The following is a 2928-nucleotide window of genomic DNA, read 5'->3' as shown; positions in this document are numbered from 1 at the left end:
GGGGTCGCCGTTCGGGCCCTCGGGGTTGACGTAGATGAGGCCCATCTGCACCGCGGCCAGCGGCTTCTCCAGCTCACGGTCGCCCGAGTAGCGCTCGTCGGCGAGCCACGTGGTCTCGGGACCCCAGTAGACGTCGGCGTCGGGCTCCCATACATCCGCGCGGCCGCCAGCGAAGCCGAAGGTCTTGAAGCCCATGGATTCCAATGCCACATTGCCGGCGAGGATCATGAGGTCGGCCCACGAGATCGACTGACCGTACTTCTTCTTGACCGGCCACAGCAGGCGCCGGGCCTTGTCGAGATTGACGTTGTCGGGCCAGCTGTTGAGGGGAGCGAAACGCTGCTGACCGGCCCCGCCCCCGCCGCGGCCGTCGGTCACCCGATACGTGCCGGCGCTGTGCCACGCCATGCGGATCATGAGCGGGCCGTAGTTGCCGAAGTCGGCGGGCCACCAGTCCTGCGACGTGGTGAGCACCTCTGCGATGTCGCTCTTCACGGCAGCGAGGTCGAGCGCCTCGAACGCGGCCTTGTAGTCGAAGTCTTCGCCTAGCGGATTGGCGACCGCGGGGTTCTTGGCGAGGATCTTGAGGTTCAGCTGGTTCGGCCACCACACGCTGTTCGCGTTGCCCGTCGTGGGGTGGGGCTGGCCGCCGTGGATGACTGGGCACTCCTCGGCCACGTTCGGCCGCGGTCGGCTCTCGCCGTCCTTCCGGTCGTCGACCGGCGTGTCGATGGGCGTGACCGCCTGATCCACGTCGTTCGGGTTGTCACCGATCTCGGGGATCGTGTCGTTGCTGTCGGTCATGGCTTCCTTCCAGTCGGGATGGCTATCGGGTTTCGGACAGGACGTCGCGCTCGCGAGCCGTGCGCCGTCGCGGGTTCGCCACGGGTTCGTCGACAGTGCGCGTTTCGGCGCACGTGGGGCAGACGCCGTAGAACGTGACCTCGGCGACGTGCAGCGTGTAGCCGCGGGCGTCGGACGGTGTCAGGCACGGCGCGTGACCCACGACGCAGTCGACGTCTTCGACGGCGCCGCACACGGAGCAGATGAGGTGATGATGGTTGTCGGAGACGCGGAGCTCGAACAGGCCGGGGCGCCCGGCGGGCTCGATCCGGCGCGCGAGGCCCGCCTCGACGAAGTCGCCGAGCGCGTTGTACACCGATTGCAGGCTCGTGCCCGGCAGAGACCTGGCCACGACCGCGTAGAGCTCGTCCGCACTCGCGTGCGCACGCCCGTGGAGCGCCTCGACGACCGCGCGGCGCGGCTCGGTGACCCGGAGTCCCGCGGTGCGCAGCCGCTCGGCGGCATCGATCGCGGGGGCGTTGGTCATCCTCCCATCCTAGCGTTGTTTTGAGTCATTCAAAACAACGGGAGGGTGAACGATCAGCCCGCGACGACTGTCGGGGTGCCCGCCTCGTACTCCGTCAGATCGCCGGTCTCGCCCAGCCGGTCGGCACGACGGCCGACCACGAGCATGTAGGCGACGAACAGCACGAGTGCCGCCACGCCGATGCCGATCTTCACCGGCCACGGCCACGGCTGGGCGGTCACGAACCCCTCGATCAGCCCCGAGACACCCAGCGCGAACACGAGTCCGATCGCGACCGTGGCGAGCGCGCGACCGGCCGACGCGAGGGCCTCACCGCGTCGGCGCGGACCGGGCGCCACCCACGCCCAGAACACGTGCAGGCCTGCGGCCGCGGCGACGAAGACGCTGGTGAGCTCGAGAAGGCCGTGCGGGAGGATGTAGAGCACGAATACGTCGACCCGCTCGAATGCGGTCATGACTGCCGCCGCCGTGCCGACGCCGACCGCGTTCTGCACGAGCACCATGATGGGCCAGACGCCCGTGATGCCGAAGAGAACGCACTGCGCCGCGATCAGGGCGTTGTTCGTCCAGACCTGGCCCGCGAAGACCGCGGCCGGGTTCTCGCTGTAGTACTCGGTGAACTCGCTCTGGGCGTACTGCTCGAGCTGTGCCCCACTGCCGAGGCTCGCCACGAGCGCCGGGTCGCCCGACACCCACAGCGCGACCACGACCACGACCGCGACGAACCCGAGCGCGATCGCCAGGGTGGTCCATCGGAGGCCGTACAGCGCGGCGGGAAGCTGCAGCGCGAAGAATCGCGGGATCTGACGCAGCACGTTCTCGGAAGCACCCGTCAGCCGCAGCCGCGCCCTTGCGAGCATCGTCGAGACGTGATCGCTCTGGATGCTTCGCCCGACTGAGGTCTTGGCATCCGCAAGATCGGCTGACGCCGCGCGGTAGCGCGTCACCAGCTCATCGACCTCGGGCCCGGAGAGGTGCCGCGCGCGGCTGAGCTCGTCCAGCCGCGCCCACTCGTCGCGGCGTGCAGCCGTGAGCGCGTCGAGGTCCATGTGCTTCACTGTACCCATGCCCGAAGGCCGCGCCGCGATCGTCGACATCCACCAGGACGAGGTGCTCACCGGCGAAGCCGTCGCGCTCGACGTGCAGCCTCTCGGCTACTTCATGCGGGCCCTCGGCGTCGTGATCGACATGGCGGTCGGCGTCGCTGTGCTGATCCTGTTCGCGTGGGCGATGGCGTGGCTGACCGGCGCCGGTGCGATCGGCGACGCCGTCGTGCCGATCCTCACGATCGTCGTCGTCGTGCTCGTCACCGTCGTGATCCCCACCGTCGTCGAGACCACGACCCGCGGTCGCAGCCTCGGGCGCCTGGCCGTCGGCGGACGCATCGTGCGCACCGACGGCGGGGCCGCGGGCTTCCGCCACGCGTTCATCCGCGCGTTCGTCGGAGTGCTGGAGCTGTGGATGACGCTCGGCGCGGTCGCCGCGATCGTCGGCGCTTTCACGCCCCGCTCACAGCGCCTCGGCGATCTCGTGGCCGGCACCTACTCCGAGCGCACGCGCACGCCGCGGCTGCCTGACACGGCGCTCGAGGTCCCCCC

Annotated in this window: 4 protein-coding genes; 1 reads left to right on the top strand and 3 read right to left on the bottom strand. The window is 69.7% G+C overall.

The window, feature by feature from the left end; genetic code table 11:
• From EIO58_RS15370 to EIO58_RS15360, 3 genes are all read right to left on the bottom strand, one after another.
• Positions 1-804, bottom strand: an 804-nt coding sequence (locus EIO58_RS15370; RefSeq protein WP_342447985.1) for a peroxidase family protein, incomplete at its 3' end; no start/stop codon positions are given.
• Positions 805-826: 22 nt separating this feature from the next.
• Positions 827-1330 carry a Fur family transcriptional regulator gene (locus tag EIO58_RS15365; protein ID WP_127820245.1) on the bottom strand — a complete coding sequence of 168 codons (504 nt, stop codon included), beginning with the start codon at positions 1328-1330 and terminating at the stop codon, positions 827-829.
• Between the two features lie 53 nt (positions 1331-1383).
• Positions 1384-2379: a stage II sporulation protein M gene (locus EIO58_RS15360; protein WP_127820244.1), complete on the bottom strand. Its 996-nt coding sequence runs from the start codon at positions 2377-2379 to the stop codon at positions 1384-1386.
• A 16-nt stretch (positions 2380-2395) separates the two neighbouring features.
• Between EIO58_RS15360 and EIO58_RS15355 the strand changes: the two genes are divergently transcribed.
• Positions 2396-2928 (top strand): RDD family protein (locus EIO58_RS15355; RefSeq protein ID WP_164861762.1); only part of this gene is annotated, 533 nt, incomplete at its 3' end.

Origin of the sequence: Microbacterium sp. CPCC 204701, from assembly GCF_004010105.1 — a bacterium.
Classification (GTDB): Bacteria; Actinomycetota; Actinomycetes; order Actinomycetales; family Microbacteriaceae; genus Microbacterium.
Note: the sequence above shows the minus strand (reverse complement) of the source record. Positions and strands in the feature narration are given on the sequence as shown.